This window comes from Streptomyces sp. NPDC055078, from assembly GCF_053607985.1.
Genome location: NZ_JBSGUP010000030.1, coordinates 1 through 4,578, shown reverse-complemented (window position 1 = coordinate 4,578; position 4,578 = coordinate 1). Strand labels below are relative to the sequence as shown.

4 protein-coding genes are annotated in these 4,578 nt (G+C 72.6%); 2 read left to right on the top strand and 2 right to left on the bottom strand.

Going from position 1 to position 4,578, the window contains the following annotated elements; genetic code table 11:
- A partial coding sequence (locus tag ACWF94_RS04820) for a helix-turn-helix domain-containing protein (RefSeq protein WP_453484708.1) occupies nucleotides 1-688 on the bottom strand: 688 nt, incomplete at its 3' end.
- Nucleotides 689-885: 197 nt separating this feature from the next.
- Here ACWF94_RS04820 and ACWF94_RS04815 point away from each other — a divergent pair.
- On the top strand, nucleotides 886-1,476 hold the full coding sequence (locus ACWF94_RS04815; protein WP_453484707.1) for a hypothetical protein: 591 nt from the start codon (nucleotides 886-888) through the stop codon (nucleotides 1,474-1,476).
- 220 nt (nucleotides 1,477-1,696) lie between these two features.
- Here the strand turns inward: ACWF94_RS04815 and ACWF94_RS04810 are convergent, their stop codons facing one another.
- Nucleotides 1,697-2,266: an adenylosuccinate lyase gene (locus ACWF94_RS04810; RefSeq protein WP_453484705.1), complete on the bottom strand. Its 570-nt coding sequence runs from the start codon at nucleotides 2,264-2,266 to the stop codon at nucleotides 1,697-1,699.
- A gap of 577 nt (nucleotides 2,267-2,843) precedes the next feature.
- On the opposite strand from ACWF94_RS04810, the gene ACWF94_RS04805 reads away from it, so the two are divergent.
- A partial coding sequence (locus ACWF94_RS04805; RefSeq protein ID WP_453484703.1) for a 3-hydroxyacyl-CoA dehydrogenase family protein occupies nucleotides 2,844-4,578 on the top strand: 1,735 nt, incomplete at its 3' end.

Here is a 4,578-nt window from a genome sequence, read left to right as displayed (position 1 = left end):
GGGAGTCCGTCAGGGACGGGGAGGGGAACGGCGATACGGAGGCGCGATCCGGCTGCCGGGCGGTGGTGCGCGGCTTCTCGGTGGCGGAGAGCGGGGAGCGGTCGAACGCCATGAGCAGCCCGAGCGTCACCGCGGTCGCCACGACGGCGGCCGACGCGAAGACGGCCCGCCGCCGCTGCCGCCGGACCCAGTGCACCCGCACCGGCTGCGGGGCCGCGCCCGGAGCGCCGGGACCGTCCGCCGGCTCAACGGCCGCCGGCTCAACGGCCGCCGCGCCTCCGTGCCCCTGCGTCGCCGCCGCAGGGTCTTCGCCGGACGCCGGGGCACGGGTGTCTGAAACCCCCGAGGTGTCCGAGGCGTCCGAGGCGTCCGGCGCGGCGGCGGGGTCCTGGGGCGGGGTGTCCGGCCGGGTGGTCGCGTTCTCCTGGCGTCGGCGGCGGTCCGCGTCCGCGCGTACCCAGAGGCGGTGGAGGGAGATCAGGTCCTCGCCCCGGCAGCCGCAGAGGCGGGCCAGGCGTTCGATGGGGGCGAACTCCATCGGGACCGTATGACCCGAGCAGTACCGGTGGAGGGTGGACGCGCTGACGCCCACGCGGCGGGCGAGCGCGCCGTAGCTGCGTCCGGAGCGGTCGCGCATCTCGCGCAGCCGCCGTGCGAACGCCTCGGTACCGGAATCCGGTCCGCTCACCCGTCCCACCTCTCCGACCCGTCCCAGGGCGGCATTCCACCCCCCTCGGGTAATGCCACGTCAGTGGGGGTGGAATGGTTCCACCGTTCCGGAACGGCCCTGAGCGCTTGCGGTCCGCCGACGGCCTGCCGAAGCTGGTGATCGCTGAGCCGACCACCAGGAGGCTCGGCCAACCACCAGCAGGGGGAAGCAACACCATGAACCTGTTCCGCGCTGCCGCCGTGACCGCCGCGGCCGTCGGTATGACCGTCTCCTCGCTCTCCGCGGCCAGTGCCGCTCCGGCTCCGGCGTTCCTGTCGGCAAGGCAGTTGCCCGCCTCGCTCACCCCATGGGTGGCGGACCCGGTGAAGCCGGGCCCGGCCGACGACTTCTGCACCAACAAGTCGGTGCCCAGGGCGGGCACCAAGCACCGTACGTTCCGGACCGAACTGGACACCGGCGCCCGCCAGACGATCACGGTCGCGGCCACCGAGGCCAAGGCGAAGGCGCTCGTCACCAAGGTCCGTGCCTCGGTCGAGAGCTGCCTCGACCGGCTCAAGCGGCAGCACCCGGGACTCGATGGCGAGGCCCTGTACTACGGCCGGATCAATGTCGAGGAGGGCGCGCACGTCTACAGCATCGACACCGCACACCCGCAGGCGGGGACGAGCGATGTCGCGCTCTACTCGGTCGGCCGTGACGGCCGCGCGGTGACGGTCATCGGCTGGGGCCAGCTGGGCGACCTGGACGGGGCGCCACTGGACGACTTCAAGAAGACCACGCGTACCGCGGTCGCCAAGCTCTACTGAGCGGCGGCGCACGCGGCGGCGAGCGATACCCGCCGGAGTCCGTGCCGGAGTCCGGTGGGTATGTCGGGGGAGCCGCGGGCTCCGGTTCGGGGACTCCCCGGGCCGGAGCCCGCGGCGCGGTTGGTGAACGGCCCGGAGGGGTTCAGGGTCTCCCCCGGACCGGGGTCCGTAACGCGTTGCCCGTAACGCGTTGCCCAACGGCCCGTGGAAACGCGCGGACTCACCGGGCCAGTCTCGCGAGCGACGCCTCCGCCGCCGCCGAGAGGCGCGGACGGGTCCGGGCCGACGCCAGGACATCGAAGGCCCGGCTGTCGCCGAGGGCCCCCAGGCCCTCCACACAGGCCAGGGCGACGCGCCAGTGGGGATCGCCCGGGACGAGTCTGCGGCGGAGGACGGTCATCAGCGCCGGTACGGACTCGGGGGCGCGCAGCCGGGTGAGCAGCCGGACCGGGACGAGCGCGTAGGCGACGCGCAGTTCATTGGTGGCGAGCGCGGCGGCGGCGCGTGCGGTGCGCGGATCGCCGAGTTCCGCCAGGGCGTGGGCGGCGGAGACACAGCGCTGGGGATCGCGGTGGTTGAGCAGCAGCACGAGGGACTCGAAGGCCCTGCGGTCCCCCGCGCACCCGAGCCGGAAGGCCGCCATCTCGCGCGCCCACAGTGGACGTTCACGTTCCGTGAGGACCGCCGCCAGCTCCTCCCGGTCCTCGGTGACCAGCAGCCGCTCATACGCGGGCGATCCGCCCGACTCGTCCCGCAGGCGCTGCGCCAGCGACCACAACTCCGCGTCCATGGCGCTCAGGGTAGCGACGGACGGGAGGGGCCACGACACGGCGGGACGCGGAGGGACGCGGAGGGCACGGCCCGGCACGGACCGGCGCGGACGGACGCGGCCCGGCACGGACCGGCCCGGCCCGGCGGGACGCGGCCCGGCACGGACCCGCGCGGATTCGCGTAACCCTCAGCTGATCGATCACCGATCATCGATCACGGAGAGCGACACAGCTCACACACTGCGAGGTCTGGTGCGCTCGTTACCCGCAAGTTAGTCTCATGTGAGCGGGCAACCACCCGCAGATCTCCCAGTGGCCTGGTGACGCAGCCACCGGGAGTGCAGTCGGTTCGGCAAGCTCTGTGGTGCGCGCGTCGGTCGCGCGCCATGTACGGCGGACTCCGGGACAGGGACCGCCGGTCCTCGCACCATGACAGGCACTCGACGTGCGCCCCCACGCCCCCAGGCATTTCCCGGGCGTTTCCCGCGCACTCCCCGGACGCCTGCCCCCGCTCGTCGCACCCTTCTCGCCACTTTCCTCGCGCCCTTGTGGCACCCGTATCTCCTCATCAGTCGTCACTCACCCTGGAGTCCCCTGATGGACACCCCTCTCCGTACCATCGCCGTCGTCGGCCTCGGCACCATGGGCGCCGACATCGCCGAAGTCCTCGCCCGCGCGGGCCGTGAGGTCATCGGTATCGACATCAGCGACGCGGCCTGCCGCCGGGCCGTCTCCCGGCTCGAAGCCGCCACCGCCCGCGCCGTGGAGCGCGAGCGGATGTCCGAGGAGGAGCGCCGTACCACGCTCGCCCGGTTCCGTACGTTCTGTGACATCGAGGCAGCGGCCGACGCCGATCTGGTGATCGAGGTCGTGTCGGAGTCGTATGAGACCAAGCAGCAGGTCTTCCGGGAGCTGGACGCCGTCGTCCGGCCCGGGGCGATCCTGGCCACCGGCACCAACGCACTGTCCGTGACCCGGCTGGCCGCCGAATCGGCCCGCCCCGAGCGGGTGCTCGGGATGCACTTCTTCAACCCGGCCCCGGCGATGAAGCTGGTCGAGGTGGTGTCATCGGTGCTGACCGCGCCCGACGCGGTCGATGCCGTCACCACCCTCGCCCGCGACCTGGGCAAGGAACCGGTCGCGGTCGGCGACCGGCCCGGATTCGTCGCGGACGGGCTGCTGTTCGGGTATCTCAACCAGGCGGCGGCGATGTACGAGTCCAGGTACGCGTCCCGTGAGGACATCGACGCGGCGATGCGGCTCGGCTGCGGGCTGCCGATGGGGCCGCTGGCGCTGCTCGATCTGATCGGCATCGACACCGCCCGCACCGTGCTGGACGCGATGTACGCGGAGTCGCGCGACCGGCTGCACGCCCCGGCCCCGATTCTCCGTCAGCTCAGCGAGGCGGGGCTGACCGGGCGCAAGGCGGGCCGCGGGTTCTACACCTACGCGGCCCCCGGCACCCCGGCCGTGGTGGCGGACGCCCTCACTCCGGGTGGTACCGGCTGGGCGGTGGCCGGCCGGGAGGTCCGTTCGGTCGGAGTGGCGGGCTCGGGCACCATGGCGAGCGGTGTCGCCGAGGTCTTCGCCAAGGCCGGTCATGAGGTGGTGCTCGCCGCGCGCTCCCTGGAGAAGGCCGAGACCGCCAAGTCCCGTATCGCCACATCGCTTTCCCGTTCTGTCGACAAGGGCCGGATGACGGCCGCCGCCCGGGACGAGACACTGGGCCGGATCACCCCGGCGGGCTCGCTGGACGCGTTCGCCGATGTGGATCTCGCGCTGGAGGCCGTCGCCGAGGACCTGGAGGTCAAGCGGCAGCTCTTCGCCACCCTCGACAAGGTCTGCAAGGAGGGCGCGGTGCTCGCCACCACCACCTCGTCGCTGCCCGTCGTGGCGTGCGCGCGCGCCACCTCGCGCCCGGCGGACGTCATCGGGATGCACTTCTTCAACCCGGCCCCGGCGATGAAGCTGGTCGAGATCGTCCGTACGGTGCTGACATCGGACGAGGTCCACGCGACCGTCCGCGCGGTGACCTCGGGTCTGAAGAAGCACCCGGTGGACTGCGGGGACCGGGCCGGGTTCATCGTGAACGCGCTGCTCTTCCCGTACCTCAACAACGCGATCAAGATGGTCGAGGAGCACTACGCGACGGTCGACGACATCGACGCGGCGATCAAGCTGGGCGCCGGCTATCCGATGGGGCCGTTCGAACTGCTCGATGTCGTGGGGCTCGATGTGTCGCTCGCGATCGAGCAGGCGCTGCACCGCGAGTTCCGCGACCCGGGCCTCGCGCCCGCGCCCCTGCTGGAGCATCTGGTGTCCGCGGGCTGCC